The organism is Defluviitalea raffinosedens (assembly GCF_016908775.1).
Classification (GTDB): domain Bacteria; phylum Bacillota; class Clostridia; order Lachnospirales; family Defluviitaleaceae; genus Defluviitalea; species Defluviitalea raffinosedens.
Genome location: NZ_JAFBEP010000001.1, coordinates 143,289 through 161,774 on the forward strand (window position 1 = coordinate 143,289; position 18,486 = coordinate 161,774).

15 protein-coding genes are annotated in these 18,486 nt (G+C 36.8%); 1 reads left to right on the forward strand and 14 read right to left on the reverse strand.

The annotated features are described in order from the left end of the window. Complete coding sequence (locus JOD07_RS00660) at positions 1 to 786, forward strand: rhomboid family intramembrane serine protease (protein WP_158739747.1); 786 nt, start codon at positions 1 to 3, stop codon at positions 784 to 786. A 106-nt stretch (positions 787 to 892) separates the two neighbouring features. Here the strand turns inward: JOD07_RS00660 and JOD07_RS15750 are convergent, their stop codons facing one another. From JOD07_RS15750 to JOD07_RS00730, 14 genes are all read right to left on the reverse strand, one after another. After that, the gene (locus JOD07_RS15750; protein WP_204611634.1) at positions 893 to 2,137 is read right to left on the reverse strand and encodes a PDZ domain-containing protein; all 1,245 of its coding nucleotides are present in this window, start codon (positions 2,135 to 2,137) and stop codon (positions 893 to 895) included. Between the two features lie 41 nt (positions 2,138 to 2,178). After that, a complete protein-coding gene (locus JOD07_RS00670; protein WP_158739749.1) occupies positions 2,179 to 3,363 on the reverse strand; it encodes a S41 family peptidase in 1,185 nt (394 codons plus the stop codon). A gap of 115 nt (positions 3,364 to 3,478) precedes the next feature. Next, complete coding sequence (locus JOD07_RS00675; protein ID WP_158739750.1) at positions 3,479 to 4,621, reverse strand: murein hydrolase activator EnvC family protein; 1,143 nt, start codon at positions 4,619 to 4,621, stop codon at positions 3,479 to 3,481. A gap of 25 nt (positions 4,622 to 4,646) precedes the next feature. After that, positions 4,647 to 5,546, reverse strand: coding sequence for a permease-like cell division protein FtsX (gene ftsX, locus JOD07_RS00680; protein WP_158739751.1), 900 nt, complete (start codon positions 5,544 to 5,546; stop codon positions 4,647 to 4,649). Further along, the gene (gene ftsE / locus JOD07_RS00685; RefSeq protein ID WP_204611636.1) at positions 5,536 to 6,222 is read right to left on the reverse strand and encodes a cell division ATP-binding protein FtsE; all 687 of its coding nucleotides are present in this window, start codon (positions 6,220 to 6,222) and stop codon (positions 5,536 to 5,538) included. The genes ftsX and ftsE overlap by 11 nt, the downstream gene beginning before the upstream one ends. A gap of 91 nt (positions 6,223 to 6,313) precedes the next feature. After that, the gene (locus tag JOD07_RS00690; RefSeq protein WP_158739753.1) at positions 6,314 to 7,405 is read right to left on the reverse strand and encodes a PucR family transcriptional regulator; all 1,092 of its coding nucleotides are present in this window, start codon (positions 7,403 to 7,405) and stop codon (positions 6,314 to 6,316) included. Positions 7,406 to 7,537: 132 nt separating this feature from the next. Continuing rightward, positions 7,538 to 8,650, reverse strand: a complete 1,113-nt coding sequence (locus JOD07_RS00695; protein ID WP_204611644.1) for an ABC transporter ATP-binding protein — start codon at positions 8,648 to 8,650, stop codon at positions 7,538 to 7,540. A 240-nt stretch (positions 8,651 to 8,890) separates the two neighbouring features. Next, on the reverse strand, positions 8,891 to 9,757 hold the full coding sequence (locus tag JOD07_RS00700; protein ID WP_158739755.1) for a YitT family protein: 867 nt from the start codon (positions 9,755 to 9,757) through the stop codon (positions 8,891 to 8,893). A 31-nt stretch (positions 9,758 to 9,788) separates the two neighbouring features. Continuing rightward, on the reverse strand, positions 9,789 to 10,556 hold the full coding sequence (locus JOD07_RS00705; protein ID WP_330576531.1) for a WecB/TagA/CpsF family glycosyltransferase: 768 nt from the start codon (positions 10,554 to 10,556) through the stop codon (positions 9,789 to 9,791). A 79-nt stretch (positions 10,557 to 10,635) separates the two neighbouring features. After that, a complete protein-coding gene (csaB, locus tag JOD07_RS00710; protein WP_158739756.1) occupies positions 10,636 to 11,685 on the reverse strand; it encodes a polysaccharide pyruvyl transferase CsaB in 1,050 nt (349 codons plus the stop codon). Then, on the reverse strand, positions 11,673 to 13,619 hold the full coding sequence (locus JOD07_RS00715) for a DUF5693 family protein (protein WP_158739757.1): 1,947 nt from the start codon (positions 13,617 to 13,619) through the stop codon (positions 11,673 to 11,675). The genes csaB and JOD07_RS00715 overlap by 13 nt, the downstream gene beginning before the upstream one ends. Positions 13,620 to 13,645: 26 nt before the next feature. After that, positions 13,646 to 14,122, reverse strand: a complete 477-nt coding sequence (locus JOD07_RS00720; RefSeq protein ID WP_158739758.1) for a hypothetical protein — start codon at positions 14,120 to 14,122, stop codon at positions 13,646 to 13,648. A gap of 13 nt (positions 14,123 to 14,135) precedes the next feature. Beyond that, positions 14,136 to 16,997: a phosphodiester glycosidase family protein gene (locus JOD07_RS00725; RefSeq protein ID WP_204611646.1), complete on the reverse strand. Its 2,862-nt coding sequence runs from the start codon at positions 16,995 to 16,997 to the stop codon at positions 14,136 to 14,138. Positions 16,998 to 17,176: 179 nt separating this feature from the next. Beyond that, on the reverse strand, positions 17,177 to 18,472 hold the full coding sequence (locus JOD07_RS00730; RefSeq protein WP_158739760.1) for an LCP family protein: 1,296 nt from the start codon (positions 18,470 to 18,472) through the stop codon (positions 17,177 to 17,179). Positions 18,473 to 18,486 lie beyond the last annotated feature (14 nt).

Consider the following 18,486-nt stretch of genomic DNA (forward strand, 5'->3'; position numbering starts at 1 on the left):
ATGCGTTGGCTGGATCAGTTAGAAAGAAAACTAGGTCGCTTTGCTATTCCTAATTTAATGACCTATATCATTGGTTTAAATGCTGTAGTATTTGTAATGACTTATCTTTCTCAGGAAAGTCTATATATGCTCATGCTCGATCCTGGACGAGTTTTAAACGGAGAAGTATGGCGGCTGATTACCTTTATATTCATACCTCCTACCACTTCTCCTTTATGGGCAGCTTTTGTATTGTATTTTTACTATATGATCGGTACTGCTCTTGAGCATGAATGGGGAAGCTTCAGATTTAATCTGTTTTATGTATTAGGAATGATTGGAACCATTTTATCCGCTTTTGTATCGAATTCCATTGTGTCCTCAACTTATATTAATTTATCCCTTTTCCTTGCTTTTGCAAGGCTTTATCCTGATTATCAAATTCTGATATTCTTTATTCTTCCTATAAAAATAAAGTATTTGGCCTGGCTTGACTGGATCATTTTTGCCTTTACCATTTTAGTTTATCCTTTACCCTATAAATTAGCGGCTATCGTTTCTTTAATCAATTACTTTGTCTTCTTTGGCAAGGATATTGTAACCAATGCCAAGACAAGCAGAGTCGTTCATCAAAACAGGCAACAGTTTAAAGCGCAACTTCCTCGGGACTTTACCATACACAAATGTACAATCTGCGGAATAACAGAAAAAGACGATCCTGACATGGAGTTTAGATACTGCTCCACTTGTGAAGGGGATTATGAATACTGTATGAATCATTTAAAAAATCATGAACACATAAGATAGTCACTCCGTCGCACTTATGAAATAAGAAAGTTTGATCCCTTGCAAGCAAGAGCAACTTTCTTATTTCATAAAAAAATAGAAATAGAACGTTTAAGACGCTCTATTTCTATTTTTTCCCTGTGAACATTTTAAAAAGCCCTACACTTTCCATATTTTCTAATCTGTATACTGCCAAAGGTTCTTGTATTAGCGGAATAATTCCTAAATCATTCACTCCTGAAGAATAGGCCTGATGTTCAATACATCTCGTTTTTCCATCTATCCCTATAATATCGATCCATATGAAAGTGAAATAATTATTAAACATGGATTTCATGTGAGCATAATTTTCTATCTCTGTACCATTAATTTTTAAGATAATGTCCCCTCGTCTAAGTCCTATCTTTTCTCCCAGTCCTTCTGGTTTTAAATCTAAAATTCTAACCCCTTTGTCCGGATAAGTATATAGAGGTTTAGAATTCCTTTCCCTGATCTGGCTTCGAACAATAAGCATCTCATGTAAAACAGGCATTAGAATAACACCCAGGCCTTGCAACCAAATCCTGTTGGGTGCAAAAACTGCAATAAGTAAGAGAAATAAACTATATGCCATAAGAGACAAGGAAGTTCTCCTGGATTTTTGCTCCGGAGTCATAGATACCGCAATATCTCCATATCCCAGAACTGCTGTAATGGGATAAATAGAATAGACGATTACACCATCCGCATGATCAACAATATTTTTCATAAGCGGCCACCAATTCGGCATGGCTATGCTCCCCTGAGGGACTGCAGCCACAACTTCCATAACGAGCAGTGCAAAAGGCAGCGGCCAATACCTCTGCATCATATAGGCAGAAGCGAACTTCCCATCTTTTTTGATAATCATCGGAATACTATCCTCCGCACCTTCCAGTAAAATTAGAAGAGACTCCATAAAGTGCAGTATCCCTACAAGAGCAATGATTCCCGGTATATCCAGATTCATATCTGGCAGTTTGACACCTAAAAACATTTGTCCCCTAAGAATAAAAGATAATATGCCCAGAAGGCCGCCAGCATAAGAAAAACATAAATACCTGAAATTAATCATTGCAAGCATGATCGCAATGGGGAGAAGAAAAACCATATAATCTGAAAGATGTATAGGAAGACCTATGGCAACCAGCAGGATGCTGGCACCTATACCGATTAAAATACCGCTCAAAACAGACTGAACCATCTTGCTGCCTATATTTTGCCGCATAAAAAGCAAAGTCGTTACTTCCATGTCTCCAATTTTCTTATACATTCTATACATTAAGTAAATAACAATCAAAAACCAAGGATGAAAAATGGCGGTTGCCACCGCCTGTAGTGTTGTATAAACCACCTGAAAAAAAGAATGCATCCCATCACCTATTCTTAGAGACTTTATAACTGCTCTTTTATGACTTCCAGTGCTTTCTTAAGCTGAATATCTTCTTTCTCATCCAAAGTTAACTTAGACTTTAAATCATCGGGCAATTCTACTACATAATCAGGTTCAATTCCTATGCCTTGGATGCATACACCACTGGGCGTGTAATATTTTGAAATCGTAATTTTGATTGCGGAACCATCACCTAAAGGATAAATCGACTGAACCAAGCCTTTTCCAAAGGTCGTTGTGCCTACCAATTTACCTTTATTATGGTCTTTTACTGCTCCTGACAATATCTCTGATGCGCTGGCACTGTTTTGGTTGACAAGGATCACTAACGGCACTTTGATTTCATTCGCATCAGATAAATACGTATCTTTTTTTCCATTTTTGTCTTCTGTGTAAACAATCATTCCTTCCGGAAGCAATTGGTCAGCGATTTTGGTTACAATAGAAAGCAGGCCTCCGGGATTATTTCTAAGATCTATGATCAGTCCTTTTTGTCCTTTGCTGGTCAAATCTTTATAAGCAGTCATAAACTGATCGTAGGTTACTTCATCAAAAGATACGATTTTGATATATCCAATGTTGCCGTCCAACATTTTATGGGAAACTGTAGGATAGTCAATATTAGCTCTGGTAATTTCTACATCAAAAGTTTTAAATTCAGACTTTCTGTAAACGGTTAATTTTACTTTGGTACCTGCCGGTCCTTTCATCATGGACACAGCCTCATTTAAATCATCTCCTGTCACTTCAAAATCATTGACTTTAATGATTTTATCACCAGGAATCAGTCCTGCCTCAGCTCCAGGAGACCCTTCAAAAGGTGAAACCACAGTAATCAATTGGTCCGTTTGATCCACCGATACAACAACGCCAATTCCAGCATAACGCCCGGTCGTCTCTGTCTGAAAATCCTCAAATTCCTCTTTACTCATGTATGTAGTGTAAGGATCTCCCACACCTGCCACAAGCCCTTTATACATTCCTTCTTCTAAAGCAACTTCATCTATCTTATCTACATAGAATCTGTTAAGATATGCAAGAATCTTATTTACCTTTTGGTTCATTCCTAAATTAGAATGTCCTGTCATTCCCATGGCAATACGAAAGCCGATGAATACGATGTTAACAAAAATAACAATCGACATCCCTACAGCTAAACCACTTAAAAATGATTTTTTATCTTTCATTCAATCGGCACTCCCTTAGTGATTATATTTTCATTGTATTATTCACTACTTATTATTATACCATAGTTAAAAGATTAAAGTCATTTTGCTAGAAAAAAATAAAGGACTAAGTCCTTTATTTTGATAAATATGGGATAGGATTTGTATGACTTCCATTGATTCTGACTTCAAAATGGCAATGGTTTCCAGTAGACTTTCCTGTACTTCCCACTTTCGAAATGACTTGTCCTCGTTGTACGAATTGGCCGACTGATGCAACTAACTGAGAATTATGACCATATAATGTAGTAATACCACTACCGTGATCAATAATGATTGTATAGCCATATCCATTAATATATCCTGCTGCGATCACTTCTCCATCGGCTGCTGCTAATACACTGGTTCCTGCAGGAGCAGGAATGTCAATACCGTTATGAAAAGCATAGCCTCCGTATACCGGGTCAGTTCTTCCTCCATAATAGGAGCTCAGTGTATAATACCCCGGAACAGGCCATTCAAATTGTCCTCCACTGTACACTCTCGTACTCTTTCTTGTAAGTTCTTTGATTTCTTTTTCCAATTGCTTGGAAATCTCTTCTTCCTCTTTAATAAGTTCCATGTAAGATGCTTCATCATCATTTAATTGAGCAATGAGTGTGGCTTTTTCTTGTCTAGCTTCCTCCAGGCTGTGTTTGACACCCAACTGATGTTTTTTAACCAGGGTAACTTCTTCTTTCTTTTCTTCTAATTCTTCCTTCTGTTCTTCTATTTTCTTTTCGTTCTCCTTCATTTCTTTAATTAAATTCTGATCATATTCCACAATCTTAGTAATCACATCTGCCCTGTTAAGAAAATCAGAAAAATCCTTGGACTGAAGAAGGACCTGCATATAGCCAACTCTTTTATTCATGTACATATATTTAAGACGTTCTTTAAAAGCCTCATATTGCGCTTCTCTTTCCGCTTCTGCTTTTTCAAGCTCATCTTGTTTTTGCTTTACTTCTGATTCTAAATCTTCCAGTTGTTCATTAATCTTTTCAAGATATGCATCCACTTGGGCCAATTCTTTATCCAGAGCCTCTATGTTCTGCATAATATTGGCCTTTTCTTCTTTGGTCTTTTTTAACTTTTCTTTTGCGTTTTTTAAATTCTTTTGAACTTCTTCCAGCTTACTTTTTTTCTCTTTCAGACTATTCGCATATACAGAGAAAATCGGACCACATCCGAGGACCATAATGAGTAGTAAAATGATCCCCCGTTTTATAACTTTATGCATACAATTCCCCCTACTAAATGAACAACTAAACTTTAAGATATCTTCTAATGGATATCGTACTTCCTATAACACCAATTCCAATACCTATTATGAGTGAAATCGGAGTCAGTACATTAAAAATCTCTCCCGGCGTTCTGAACACCAATACATTGCGAATAAATGTATTCTTTTCATAAATCAATTCTGTAATAAAATTATAGGAAAACCAAATAAGAACCAAAGGAAGCACAGAACCAATGATTCCAATAATAATGCCCTCTATGACAAAAGGCCATCGTATAAACCAATTGGTCGCTCCGATATATTTCATAATATTAATCTCATTTTTTCTGATATACACTGTGAGCCGAATGGTATTATCCATAAGCATTACGCCAATAAAGCCCAGTACAAGAATCAATACCAGGCTGATGAGCCGGATCATATTATTAAATCCTATAAGGATTTTGGTTTCTTCTTCTAAATATCTGATTTCTATTCCACTTAATTGATTTAGTTCTGCAACAACCTCTTTTTGATATCTAATATCGTCCAGTGTAATTTCAAAGGAAGGGGGTAATGGATTATCGTTTTCTAGTCCATCTAACAGCGAGCCATATTCCCCCCACTCTTCTTTTTCTTTATTCAAAGCCTCTTCCGGAGAAATGTAGACAACTTCATCAATATGGTCAATTTTTCTAATTCGCTCTTCTAAATCTCGAATTTTATCTTCCGAAACTTCTTCATCTGTACAAAAAACTGTGATTCCTGCAGTTTCTTCTAAAGTCTCCAGTATATAGTCAACATTCACAGCAATACAGTAAAATATGCCCACAATCATTAAGCAGGAAGCAATCGTTCCGATTGATGCCAGCGACATCAATCTATTCCGCCAAATGCCGCGAAAACCTTGACCCACAAAATATTTCATGGTTCTAATCTTCATCGCTGTATCCACCCTTTTGTAAATCTCGAATCAGTACGCCTTCTTTTATTTCTATGACTCTTTTCTTCATTTTGTCTACAATGTCTTTTTCATGGGTTGCAATGATGACTGTAGTCCCTCTGTCATTAATGTCTTTTAATAATTTCATAATTTCCCATGAGGTTAGTGGGTCCAGGTTCCCCGTAGGCTCGTCACATATAAGAATAGGAGGATTGTTTACAATAGCTCTTGCCAAAGCCGTTCTTTGCTGTTCTCCTCCTGATAACTGCGAAGGGTAGCATCTGGCTTTCTTAGCCAAGCCTACCATAGAAAGTACCATTGGTACATTCCTTCTTATTTCTTTTGGTGTTGCTTCGACAATTTGCATCGCAAAGGCAACATTCTCGTACACTGTTTTATTGGGAAGTAATCTGAAATCTTGAAATACAACCCCTAATTTTCTTCTTAAAAAAGGAATTTCTTTCTTTTTTAAGTGCGTGATATTTTTATCACTAATGATAATTTCTCCTTCGGTAGGTTCTATTTCTTTTAACAAAAGCTTGAGCAGAGTGGATTTTCCAGAACCGCTGCTTCCTATAATAAAAACGAACTCTCCTTTTTCGATCGATAGGGATATGTTTTTTAAAGCTGTTACATTGTTCGGGTAAATTTTTGTAATATTATGCAATTCAATCAAGTTATCCCCTCCCATAAGAGGCATAAAATCCATTTTATTTTACAATATTCTATATTAAATAGCAATATACATTACGCCTTAGGGAGTAATACTAATATGACATTTTTTCCATATAGTTCATATATTTGCTAACCATCATGGTGATTTTAAAAGTAATGGCATCTTCAAAATTTCTTAAATCTAAACCTGTCATTTTTTGTAGTTTATCAAGTCTATATACTAAAGTATTTCTATGAATGTAGAGCTGTCTTGATGTCTCTGAGACATTCAAATTATTTTCAAAGAACTTCTGAACAGTTGTTAAGATCTCTTCATCAAATTCTTCTATCGTTCTTCCATGAAGTACTTCTTTAACAAACATATGGCAAAGAGGTACCGGCAGTTGATAAATCAAGCGGCCAATGCCCAACTGATTATAACTTATTATGTGTTTTTCACTATAGAAGATTTTTCCTACTTCCAATGCCATCTTAGCTTCTTTGTAAGATCTTGATACATCCTTTAAGTCTTCAACCATAGTTCCTACCGCAACAGAAATGGTACTCATGGCTTCGCTGCTTAATGTATCATAAATCATTCTTGCAACTTTTTCTTTATCCTCCATGAGCTCTTTTTCTTTTACTTCTTTTACTAAAATAATATTTCTTTCATCTACTGCAGTAACAAAATCCTTTGATTTGGATGGGAAAATGCTTCTTACTACTTCTTTGATATTGATGTCTTTATCCGGTTGGGTTTCTATGAGATATACAACCCTTGGCACATTGTTTTCAATATGAAGTTTTTTAGCCCTGTTATAAATGTCTACCAAGAGCAGATTATCCAGGAGAAGATTTTTAATGAAATTGTCCTTGTCATATCTTTCTTTGTATGCCACCAAAAGGCTTTGAATTTGGAATGCTGCCAGCTTACCAATTCGGTATACTTCCTCATCTTCTCCTCGAACAGCAACGACATATTCCGCTGTGTTTTCATCAAAAACTTTAAAATAATGATATCCTTGAATCAGTTGACTTTCTGCCTGAGAATTCACGAAATCTTCTACGATTTCCATATGCATTCCTATTTGATTTTCTTCTGTAGATGCCACAACTTTAGCTTCAATATCTGTGATGAAAAAGTCCCGTCTTGTAATGGTTTTTAAGCCATCAATTGTACTTTGTAAAATTTGGTTTGAAATCATACCATCAACGCTCCTAAATAAATTTTTTGTTTATTTATTGCTTTTATTTTATATTATAGTAGAATTTCTTAAAAAAAAAAAGAAAATACACAAATAATGTGTATTTTCCTTTTATCTTTTTCATTAGCAATATTAATTAGTAATAGTTTGCTCTGTTTCTTTGTCGAATACATGGATTCTATTTACATCTAAAGCAATTTTAAACTTGTCACCTGGTTTTGCCTGGCATCTTGGATCTACACGAGCAGTCAAGTTTTGTCCTTGACATACCATGTATAAGAATACTTCTGCACCAAGCATTTCTGTTACTTCAATGTCACATGTAATAATGCTGTCTGGAGATACTTCAAGGAAAGCTGGTTCATCATGGAGATCTTCCGGACGAATACCCATGATTACTTCTTTGCCTTCATAACCACCTTCTATAAGTTTCTTTGCTTTTTCTTGTGGAAGTTTGATTTCTTCATCTCCGAAAGTGAGAATAATATCATCTCCACGTTTAACTACCTTAGTATCAATAAAGTTCATTTGTGGTGAACCAATGAATCCTGCAACGAATAAATTATTTGGTTTTGAATATAGGTTGCTTGGTGAATCTACCTGTTGGATAATACCGTCTTTCATTACAACGATTCTTGTACCCAATGTCATAGCTTCTGTTTGGTCATGGGTAACGTAGATGAATGTAGTTTGAAGTCTTTGATGAAGTTTAGAAATTTCTGTTCTCATCTGTACCCTTAATTTTGCGTCCAAGTTAGACAGAGGTTCGTCCATTAAGAATACCTTTGGCTCACGAACGATAGCGCGCCCCATCGCTACACGTTGTCTTTGTCCCCCGGACAATGCCTTTGGTCTTCTATCTAACAAATGGTCAATATCAAGGATCTTTGCTGCTTCACGAACACGTTTATCAATTTCATCTTTAGGCGTTTTACGAAGTTTTAATCCAAACGCCATATTGTCATATACAGTCATATGCGGATACAAAGCATAGTTTTGGAACACCATGGCAATGTCTCTATCTTTAGGAGCAACATCGTTACATAGCTTATCGCCTATCCATAATTCTCCTGAAGATATTTCTTCGAGACCAGCGATCATACGAAGTGTTGTTGATTTTCCACATCCAGATGGTCCAACAAAGATGATAAATTCTTTGTCCGCTATATCCAGATTGAAATCTTTTACTGCAACGAATCCATTAGGATACTTCTTTGTAACATTCTTCAATTTCAATTCTGCCATTACAATTGCCCCCTTAATAAATAGTTATCAAACAATCTCAGTGTATAAATACTATACTATATTTAGATAATTTGTACTATTGCTCTTTTTAACAAATCCTAAAAAATTCCTTTGTTTAAATTGTATATGTGCTTGTCTGTATGAAAAATTTTTGGTTATTATTCTACATTATTCAACATGGCCATTTTATATATTGATGATAAAAACCTTGTTTTAAATGGAAACAATTGTAATGTATTGTTAATATTCTATAAATCCCTCACCTAAAACTTCTCTCACATCTCCTACAATTACGAAAGCTTTAGGATCTTCATTCTTCACTATTTCTTTTAACTGAAAAATTTCTTTTTTAGATACAACACAAAATAGGATCTCTTTTTCTTGTTTTGTGTACATACCTCGTCCATTTAACCCCGTTATACCTCTGTCCATTTTTTTCATTATCTCATCTGCAATAACTTCTGCTTTATCGGAAATAATAAATGCTGCCTTGGAAAAATTGATACCTTCCAGCATATTATCAAGTACTTTCCCTGAAATATACACAGAAATAATGGCATACATCGCTTTTACAGGGCCAAAAATAAATACACCCATAGTGATGATCACTGCGTCCAAAGCCATCATCATACGTCCTACAGGAAGATGCTTAAAGTAGTGTTGAATAATGCTGGCAGCAAGATCTGTTCCTCCTGTTGTGGCAGAAGCTATAAATACAAATCCGATGCCTATACCAGCCAAAACACCTCCAAATAGACTGGAAAGCAAAATATCTGCAGGAATTTCCGGTAAAAATTTTGTGTAATACAGAGCAAAAGAAAGATAAAATGTAGCAAACAATGTTTTTGCGCCAAACATTTTCCCTCTTAACATAGTACCGATTAAAAACAGGGGGATATTTAATGCGATATTCGTAAACCATAAGGGAATTCCTCCGGCAAAATAAGGTTCAGTAAGGGCTTTGATTGCAATAGCCAGGCCGGTCACTCCACCTGTCACAAGATCTTGCTTCTCAAAAAACAAATTTATGGCACAAGCTAAAAGAGTCGTTCCAACAATAATAAGTAAATAATCCGTTATAACCTTTTGTTTCTGCGATTGCCCCATGTTTTCCCTTCTCCTTGATCATGTTTTGAATTTACTTGTTTTTATTTTTAGCGGAAAGTTTCACTACCTCCCATGCAAATACAGGAAGCTGAAGCATCCTTTTTGCCCTTGTAGGCTGAGTAATCAAACGGTAAAACCATTCTAAACCCAGTTTTTGAAATGCAACAGGTGCTCTTTTAACCTTTCCTGCCATAACATCAAAACTTCCTCCGACACCTATACATACTTTAACAGGAAGAACTCCTCTATTTTTTTCTATCCATTTTTCCTGCTTGGGTGCACCTAAGCCCACTAACAGAAGATCTGGTTTCGCTGCCTGAATTCTTTGAATCACTGCTTCTTCCTCAGATTCTTTGAAATAACCATGGTCCGTTCCTGTAATTTTTAATCCTTTATATTTTTTCTGCATGACTTTGGCGGCTTCCTCTGATACCCCAGGAGCTCCTCCTAAAAAGTATACCGTATAGTCCGTAGTTGCCATATGAGCAAACAAGTTCTGAACCAAATCATACCCTGCTACTCTTTCGGGAAGCTTTGGTCCTTTGAGCAGCCTTGACGCCAATACCACGCCAATTCCGTCCGGTACAATGAGTGAAGCATGATAAAGAGCATCCATTAATGCTTTATCTTTTTGTGCTGCCATAATGATTTCCGGATTCGGCGTATAAACAGAATGACATTCTGTAGTTTCAAAAAAACTAAATACCCTGGATACAGCCTGTTCCATTGTAATGACATCAATAGGAACATCCATTATATTGATTTTACTTTCTGTAGCTTTTACCCCATTCTCAGACAATCTCCCCACTCCTTATGACTCTTGATTCTTTGTGAAATTTTCTGCTCGTAATAAATATATACTTCTGTGCTTACAATACTTACAAAATACTGTTTTTTATAACTTCTACAGCCATATTTCTTTGTTCCAGCAATTGATTTCTTCTGGTTTTTATGGTTTCTTTCATTTCATCCAGATGGTTCAATGTCGATTCTAAATAATGAATTGCTTTATCTTGATCCAGTTCATAAATGTCTATCACTTTTCCAGCTTCCATAGCTTCTACAAAGCTTTTTACCTTTGGGTCATAGGATATTCCCATATAAGGAACACCTGCAGCCGCTGCCATAATAAGAGAATGCAGCCGCATGCCCAACACATAATCCAAAGTAGCCGTAAAGTCTAAGATACTTTGTGGATCGTGCTCTCCATCATATACCACAGAACCGGGTAAAGAAGCACATATTTTTTGGGAAAGCTCCACATCCTCCGGATCATGCATAGGAATGAATATGATTTCCCATCCTTTTTGATCAAACCAATTGAGTATGCCTTTTATTTTATCAAAAAAATGTTCTTCTACCTTCCATGGTCTTAAATATACCCCGAGGCGTTTTTTAGTATCTTTTTGCCTTTCTTTAGGATTAAGCTTTAAAACAGGGTCTGCTACAACTTCAATTTCTCTTTTTACCCCCATTTTTATAAGCTCTTCTTTTGACTGCTGATCCCGTACAGAAATATAGTCCACTTTATTGGCAATCCATCCAATCAAAAGCCGATTGAATTTCATGTTGACAGGGCCAATTCCCTGTGCATAAAAGATAACTTTTTTGCGGAAAAACTTTGCAATCATTACAATAGAAAGATAATACACGATACTCTTCCAGCCTGTTACATCCTGAAGAAGGCTCCCTCCTCCGCTGATTAACACATCAGCGTTTTTAATAGCGGCTATAATCTCTTTATACTTCCACCTGTTCACAGCCTCTACATGATATGTAGAGGCTGTTTCATGAGGCTTATTGGATAGCACAGTAATTTTAACATGCTCTCCAACTTCTTCTTTTAATGTTTTTATGATCGAATACAGGACTGCTTCATCCCCTGCATTGTCAAATCCGTAATATCCTGATACAACTATACTTCCCATAGATTCCATCGTCTCCCCAGTTTTATAATCCAATTAACGATATATACAAGTATTACGCCTCCGATCATGCCAATCCAAATCCCGTGAAAACTCCTAATAAGAGAAATCATAATTGGGGTATGAATATGCGCGTAGGTATTTACCAGGGATATTTGTCCTATAACAGCACCTAAAAGCAATGGGAAATACCTTTCTTTATATCCATAATACAGCATGAAAATCATCAGAGGATGACCGATTAAGAATTCTTTGGTTCGCGGACGTACCCCAAGGATTTTGCGCAGTGCATTTCTGAACATAATTTCATACGTTGAGGCTTGTCCTGTATTTCCTGTCCTTTGAACATACACGATAAGCGCTATTCCTAATATTCCAATAATCAGGAGGGTTAAATAGGTAATAGGATTCTGAAGGAATTTCTTAACTTTCTTAATTTCCAGCTCTCCTCTTTTATATTCAAGCAGTAAAAATACCAGAAGAAGAGGAATGACATGGGCAACTTTAACCCCTCTGAACATATCTATGGTCAGTGTAGAAGATGTTTGAGACATTAGCCCTATGATCGTCAGAGCTCCTCCAAAGGATATAAAACAAATCTTAAAGAATGTAAGTATGATTTGCTTCCAGGATTTATTCTCTTTGTCTATGCAGGTTATTACAGCCCAGGTAGGATAAAGGATGGCTGCAGCCAATGCCATTAATTGCCTTGCCAGGATTGGACGAATTTTTAACAGCCCTGTCCATACGAAAAGTCCTCCTAAGGCAAGAAGCCATGCCCATTTTTCCCATTTATTCTTATCTGCCCATCTTCCGAAAAGAATAAGCAAGAAAATTGGTCCAAATCCGATGGTCCAAATCATCAACGGGTTGGATACGGGGAGATTCATAGGCTTTGGATTTGCAACAACTGTATATCCCGATTGATTTAATTCATTGCGAATATCCTCTACCATTTTAAACCAATCTTCATAATCCTTTTCAGGTTCTGCAGTATTGGGCATTTTTACAAGTAGAGCTTTCATATTTCTTTCTTCAGCAGCAAGAAGGTATCTGTCAACGATCTGTGCCGGAGTTAAAGTAGATGTTTCTCCCTCAGTAACGGTATGAAGGCGTATGGTATTAAAGTCTTTCCCTCCCTGGCTTGCCTTACGGATCAAAGTATAGAGTCCCTTTTGCTTATCTGAAAAGAATTCAATTATACCTATTGTATGGTTTTTGGCAAATTCGGTCATTACAGGCAAATCAAATCCAGGCACCGTTGAATCATTAAAATAAACCGTTCCTAAATTTGGAATATTCTCTACATCCTTTAACACATATTCTAAAGCTTCTTCAGTTACGTTGTTCCATGAACGGATTTGAGGAGAAACAGATAATCCCTGATCTGCAATGATTTTCAGATCATCCATGGGATATCCTGTTCCCAAGTTTAAAATGACGTTATTGGATACTCCGGTATCTAAGAATACTTCATTATTAATCGTGACTGCATCATATTCTCCTAATTTATAAGCCATGTGTTCTTTGATTGTATCGCGGACGGCATCATCTGAAATCCATATATAATAGTGGTTTGGAATAATAGATTTTAAATCTATACCATCCATCATTCCTAAAATCTTTAATTCGGCTCCCGTAAATGCAGTTACTTCTCCCAGTTCTTCCCAGCTGGTCATTGACCCGGGAGATGCAGCTTTAATGGTCTGTTCTTTGATTAAGACCCCTGTTACTCCTGCATCTTTTAATCTTTTTACCACTGTTTCTAAAGATTCTTCATAGGTTTCCGCTGCCTTTTTAATATCACTGTAGTTGGCAAGGATCTCTACTTCTCTTTGATTTTTTTCTACTGAAAATCTGATAAACCCTTGTATCCCTGATAGAATCAGGGATACGATAATAACTGCTGTAGGCAGTAGACCAAATATCTTCTTCATCATTTGCCTCCTAATATATCTTGTATTTATGGCAGAATTTTATACTCTCCTCTTATCATGAACACAGAATCCATCTCTGCATAAATCCCTCTTCCATCATCCCTCGGTATAATGAGCAGATGATATTTAGGAATGTTTTGTCCACTACTGATATCTACTCCATCTGTAATATCCTGCAGTCCTCCCTGCTCAGACGTGATGGCCAGTCCTTTTCCACCTCGTAAAATAATCTCAGTACTTTGTCCTCCGACTAGAGTCTGACCCGCAGATACATTCACTACTTCAAAAATCATTGAGCTTCCATTAGAAGATGAACTATTATTTGACAAAATGCTTCCCAGTAAGTCTGTGACTTCTTTAACCCGGGCATCCACATAACTTTTGGATACTAAAGGATCCTGATTGGTTCCCGGATCAACTCCCATGGCTTTTCCTGTCCCAAAAAACAGTCCACATATAAAGACAGATAACGTAAAAGCAATACGTTTCCATTTCTTATTCATTGAGAACTCCCCCCTAATTTACAATAACAGCTGGATATACTGGCTGAATATCGTAATAAATCTCCGAATCTTTTATTCTAAACCTTAATATTGAAAAATCATTGTAGAGATTCACATCCTGGCCAGAATACCATAATCCGTTCAGATTGATATATCTTACGCCTTCTTTAACCTGAACACTTGTAGTATAACCTTCCGCACTGACTACAAATATATTCTTGCCCTGTTCTTCCCGCACTTTTTTGAGTACATTATGGAATAATTCTGCTTCCATAGAATCTTTAAAACTTCCTGAACTTAAAGGATTCTTATCCATAACAATGATAATATGGGGTTGTTCCGTCTGCAGATCTTTTTGCAGGTACTTCCACTGTTCAGGATTGGTAGCTCTGATTCCGCCCTTTGATGCACTCAGTTGAATAATTCTTGTGTTGTTTAAGTCTTTTACAGCATATTGGCTGTTCCAGATCATATGAGGCACTTTAATGTCGGATACTTTGATATCTGTACTGCCTGCATAAATACTAAAAGAAGCATTGTTCATTTGAGCAAGGACTTCCCTTTGAACCACTTCATCCAGCAATGTGTTTTTATTGGATGTTGTGCCAAAAACAGTGATGTCAACAGTATTTTGTCCGGAATCTTTTGATAAGGACTTCTCATATTTGTCCTTAATCTTAGTGCTTGAAGGCAAATTATTTCTATTTACTTCCGGAGAAGCTATGGTGGATATGTGGTCGATGTAAAGAGTGTTATTTCGCTCTGCGGTATTGTTCAGAGTAACTGCATAAATTCTGTCTAAAGAAATTGGAGATACTGCAGTTTTTGGTATTTCTGCCTTTACATATTTCCAACCCTTCCAGTCAATTTGACTCGCAAAATTAATGGTATGGCTGCTTCCATTGCCATCAATAATTCTTCCCCTTAACCAATCTTTTGATGAATCTCCATAAACCCACATACCAATGGCTTTAGAATTTGCTTTCAGGTTTAAAGGCTTCTTAAATTGTAAATAAGCCGCCTGAGTTTCATTAGGCTTTGCTTTAAAAGAATAAGTCATCTTTACTGATTTTTTCCCTTCGTAACTTACAGTGCTGTCAATGGTAACCTGGCCGGTTACATAGCTTGGATAACTTGTCCACTCTACATTTGCCTGGGATTCGAAGGATTCCACAGCAGTCACTTGTTCGCCGATTACCACAGGAACATATACTTTTATCTCTCCCAGTGCCCCTTCCAGTACACCTTGTCCAGAGCTGTTTCCTGCAATAAATTTACCATCCTTTACTGTTCCTAAGACACCATCGACTTTCCATGTTAACTTATTCCAGTCAATGGAAGCCCGATATCCTTCTCCGTCTAAGCCTTCGACTTTCAGATTCACGCTTTCACCGGGTTTTAACTGAATGGCTTCAGGAGTAACTTTTAATTCCTGTGGAGTTCCCATACAGGTTAATGTGGTCCTTCCTTTGACATCTCCAATTTGTGCAGTAATAATACCGGTTCCAACAGATTCAGGATAAAATACATTCCCTGACCATTTCCCGGATATGTTTTCTGTACTCCACTTGATTTCATTTATGGAAATATTAACAGGGTTTAAATTTTCATCGTATCCTATTACACTCATTTCAACGCCCGTATTTTTAAATACTCTGGTATATTTAGGTACAATACGAATTCCAGATAAACTTCCTGTTGGTACATCTAAAAAAACTCCAAGCCCGTTGACTACTTTCCTCTGGGTTCCGTCAGAAGGCTTGTTTAGAAGTGTTACTTCTGCTTTTCCCGCTGGCTTTGCTGCCATGGTAGTAGAACCGCCACCATCTAAATGGATGGCATCATATATACCATATCCCAACAGCAGAGAAGTCATTTCACCATGGGTTGCCCCTAAACTTTGATTCCTGCCGTCTACAGCAATCAGATATACTGTTGTGCCGTCTTTAGAAATACCTAATGCCGTTCTTGGATTTCTTGCATTAGGAGACACTAGATGACCTGGATTTGCAGGAACGCTTCCCTTGTCCACTATTTTTCCTGCGCCGCCTAGCGCCATTTTGATCTTGCTTAAGTCAATAGATGTCTGTAAATCAAAGGTTACTCTCTGCCCTATTTGAAATTGATTGATCTTTGGAACGGCCACCGATTCTTCTATGGCAATAACATATCCGTCTTTAGGAATCTCAACAGTCTCACCTTTTTGAGAGATATATGTAATCACGTCATTTTCCACAACAATTTTGTACAAAGTATTATTGATTTTGTCCACCTGAGCAGTTGTGGTATATGCATTTCTGTCTAAGTATACGCCTTTCTTAAATGTTGTTACCTTATTGATTCCTGCAATTTCAAAAGATACCCTGTCTTCGTTATAAAAATACATAGCAACTTTGCAGTAATCAATAAATGGCATACCGCCTTCATCCATGAAAAAGGTGGTCCATTGATTTTCTTTTAAATTGACATAATTGCTGGCAGAGATCAGTTTTCCATCCCTGATAACCATTCCTAAAGAAGCTGTTGGGTTTTTGGACATATCAAAAAAGTCCCCATTAATACCGGCTACGGCTCCATTGGATTTAACCAAATCGGTAGTTGTTTCTTTCAGATTATACTCATTCCTGGACTCAATAACATCCAAACGTATATAAGGATTGGTTATATCCACTTTTAAAATATGGGTATCCAGCCAGCCGTCCTCTGTTAAACGTCTGTCTTTTATGTAAGTAACTCCTTTTCTGATTTCCTGTTCATCCACCTGTTTATGTAATACATTGCTCAGCGCAGCTTCTGCGACTTGCGGAACCACATTTGTTAAAACAAAGCAAAAAATAAGACATATGTAAAATATTTTATTGTATCTTCGTTTCATTAATCAATTCCTCCTTCATCGATGATGTCACAATAGCATTTATTGCCTAACCTTTATGATCCCCCCTTATTTTTGTATTTTTTTGCATAACTATATATAGATTAACACCGGGGATACTAGAAATCAATGGCACATAATGAAAAACTGTATTCGCATGAATACAGTTTCCATACCATATATTATTTTTCACTCAGGCCCAATACAATTTGAATGTCTACATCATCGCTTAAAGCGGATTCGTCAACAATCACTGTACTGTTTTTAAAGTATGCCTTTAAGTCTTCTCCCCATCCTTCTTTACGGACGAAAATTCTTGTGTTTTGTTCCCTGGTTCCTTCATAATTTCCTATATGAACAACATTATATCCGTCAGATTTTAGTTGATCGCCGGTAGTCTGAGCCAATCCTGACACAGACCCGCCATTCAACACTTCGATCCTTGCATTCTTACTGTTTGCTGTCGTAGTCGCTTCATTCTTGTCATCTGAGAAGAATATTTTTTCTACCAATTCTTTTGTGCCTTCTTCATCATGAATGAAATAAGATTTATTGCCAATGTATTGGGCTTCTCCAGGAATTGTAGTCATTTCTATATTGTTAAGATCAATATCATCTAAGTATTGCACATACTGCAGAGCATCAGTCAAGTCTACATCTGTCTCTACATAATCAAAAAGTATCTTAACAATTGCCGGAGCATTTTTGATATTGGAAGGGCTTAACATCTTTTGGGCAAAAGCCTTTAAGAATTTTTGCTGGGTTTGTATTCTTCCTAAATCCCCGTAATCTTTTCTATAGCGCACCAGCTGTTCTGCCTGTTCTCCATTTAAAGTCTGGGGTCCTGCCTTTAGATTAATGTATAATCCCCCGGCTCTGTCTACATAGTAGTAATCTCTGTCCAGGGTCATTTCAACACCGCCTATTTGATCTACGATTTTACGGAATGCTTCAATATCCACTTTAACAAAGTAATCTATATCGATCCCTAAAAGTCTTTCTACTTCTTTAACAGAATATTCGTTAGCCTTTTCTTTCCCTGCATAGGCATGAACTTCATTGATTTTAACCGTATCTGGTACTCCGGATGTTCTGCTTCTCATATCTGCAAGCATGGATTCTGTTAAGAATACTCTTGTATCCCTTGGAACGGAAACAAGATTGATTTTTTTGGTTTCACTGTTAAACGTCGCTACAATGATTACATCTGTTCTCATTCCGCCTTTGTCTACTCCAAATATGGCTACATTGGTCCTGATTTTTTTAGGCGTTTTTTTAAATAAATCCATAACACCTTTTTTTTGCTGATTCTTTTGGCTGGGCATCATCCCATCGAAATCATTCTTTGCAAAATGCAGATATCCATAAGCTCCTATGCCAGCTAAAACCAAAAATGAGAAGACGATTAAAAATACAATGGAAAAAAATCTTTTAACCAAATACTGTTTACTTTTTTGTTTCTTATTCGTTTTAGCCATTGATTTCACCTCAA

Excerpts from the sequence above, each read along its gene's own strand:
- JOD07_RS00660 (WP_158739747.1), top strand. The coding sequence starts at position 1 with ATGCGTTGGCTGGATCAGTTAGAAAGAAAACTAGGTCGCTTTGCTATT.
- JOD07_RS00670 (WP_158739749.1), bottom strand. The coding sequence starts at position 3,363 with ATGAAAGATAAAAAATCATTTTTAAGTGGTTTAGCTGTAGGGATGTCG.
- JOD07_RS00675 (WP_158739750.1), bottom strand. The coding sequence starts at position 4,621 with ATGCATAAAGTTATAAAACGGGGGATCATTTTACTACTCATTATGGTC.
- ftsX (WP_158739751.1), bottom strand. The coding sequence starts at position 5,546 with ATGAAGATTAGAACCATGAAATATTTTGTGGGTCAAGGTTTTCGCGGC.
- JOD07_RS00690 (WP_158739753.1), bottom strand. The coding sequence starts at position 7,405 with ATGATTTCAAACCAAATTTTACAAAGTACAATTGATGGCTTAAAAACC.
- JOD07_RS00695 (WP_204611644.1), bottom strand. The coding sequence starts at position 8,650 with ATGGCAGAATTGAAATTGAAGAATGTTACAAAGAAGTATCCTAATGGA.
- JOD07_RS00700 (WP_158739755.1), bottom strand. The coding sequence starts at position 9,757 with ATGGGGCAATCGCAGAAACAAAAGGTTATAACGGATTATTTACTTATT.
- csaB (WP_158739756.1), bottom strand. The coding sequence starts at position 11,685 with ATGGGAAGTATAGTTGTATCAGGATATTACGGATTTGACAATGCAGGG.
- JOD07_RS00715 (WP_158739757.1), bottom strand. The coding sequence starts at position 13,619 with ATGAAGAAGATATTTGGTCTACTGCCTACAGCAGTTATTATCGTATCC.
- JOD07_RS00720 (WP_158739758.1), bottom strand. The coding sequence starts at position 14,122 with ATGAATAAGAAATGGAAACGTATTGCTTTTACGTTATCTGTCTTTATA.
- JOD07_RS00725 (WP_204611646.1), bottom strand. The coding sequence starts at position 16,997 with ATGAAACGAAGATACAATAAAATATTTTACATATGTCTTATTTTTTGC.
- JOD07_RS00730 (WP_158739760.1), bottom strand. The coding sequence starts at position 18,472 with ATGGCTAAAACGAATAAGAAACAAAAAAGTAAACAGTATTTGGTTAAA.